Source organism: Bartonella sp. AA97HXZ, from assembly GCF_042196985.1.
Classification (GTDB): Bacteria; Pseudomonadota; Alphaproteobacteria; order Rhizobiales; family Rhizobiaceae; genus Bartonella.
Genome location: NZ_JBHIRC010000072.1, coordinates 1 through 1,360 on the forward strand (window position 1 = coordinate 1; position 1,360 = coordinate 1,360).

At 47.9% G+C, this 1,360-nt stretch carries 1 pseudogene; it reads right to left on the bottom strand.

What is annotated here, in order from left to right:
* Positions 1-78: 78 nt before the first annotated feature.
* Positions 79-1,134, bottom strand: a pseudogene (locus tag ACFINE_RS09720) (cytochrome b N-terminal domain-containing protein); the annotation flags it as partial.
* Positions 1,135-1,360: the final 226 nt, after the last annotated feature.

Sequence of the window (1,360 nt, forward strand, 5' to 3'; positions counted from 1 at the left end):
GAGGTCTCACCTGGACCCTCATGCCCGAGTAAGAAGACCTCTCTCCAGAAGCCATTCTGCATCCTCGTCCGCTCCGTGTCACCCGAGAACAGGCCTCGCAGCCTCGCTTTCTGAAATGGTGTGTGCCGAGTCGGATTGCCGCATTAGGATTAGAATTGTGATGAAGTATGTTATGGATGCTAGTTGACCAATGAGAATGAAGGGTTGATTTACTGGTTGGCTTCCGATCCAGGTGAGGGTTAGTAGGGTTGTAATTAGGAGTCAGAACAGGAATTGGCTAAGTGGGCGGAATATTATGCTTTGCTGTTTGGAGTTGTGAAGTATGGGGATGATAGATAAGATGAAGATTGATAGGAAGAGCGCTAGTACGCCTCCTAGTTTATTAGGAACGGATCGTAGAATTGCGTATGCAAATAGGAAGTACCATTCTGGTTTGATGTGTGGAGGGGTATTTAGTGGGTCGGCTGGGGTGTAGTTGTCCGGGTCGTTTAGGAGGTCGGGTGAAAGTAGTGTTAGTGTTGTTAGGATGAAAAGGAGGAGGATTAGGCCTAGGATATCTTTGATTGTGTAGTAGGGGTGGAAGGTGATTTTGTCTGAGTCTGATGAGATTCCGCAGGGGTTGTTTGATCCTGTTTCGTGTAGAAACAGTAGATGGACTGTTGTAAGGGCGGTAATAATGAAGGGTAGAATAAAGTGTAGGGTGAAGAATCGTGAAAGGGTGGGGTTACCAATGGAGTATCCGCCTCAGATTCATTGGACGAGGTCGGTCCCGATGTATGGGACTGCTGATAATAGGTTTGTGATTACTGTTGCTCCCCAGAATGATATTTGGCCTCATGGGAGCACGTAGCCTATAAAAGCTGTTGCTATAGTTAAGAATAGAAGCATAATGCCAGTGTTTCAGGTTTTTAGGAGAAGGAATGAGCCATAGTAAAGGCCTCGGCCTACGTGTAGGAAGAGGCAGATGAAAAATATGGAGGCGCCGTTGGCGTGGAGGTAGCGAATGATTCAGCCATGGTTTACGTCTCGGGTGATATGTGCGATTGAGGAGAAGGCAGAAGAGGTGTCTGGCGAGTAGTGTATTGCTAGGAATAGGCCTGTGATGATCTGTAGAATTAGGCAGAATGCGAGTAGTGAGCCGAAGTTTCATCATATGGAAATGTTGGATGGGGTTTGGCCGTAAAGGTGTGGCTATTAACATGGTGACAGAAGAAGACAAGAGGACTCTTCGAGACATCGAGACCTTCTATAACACCTCCATTGAGGAAATGCCCCTCAATGTTGCCGACCTCATCTGAGGGGTTGTCCTGCCACCCAGCCTCAGCCAGGGCTCAATCTCTGGGGGCTGAGGAGCAGCAGG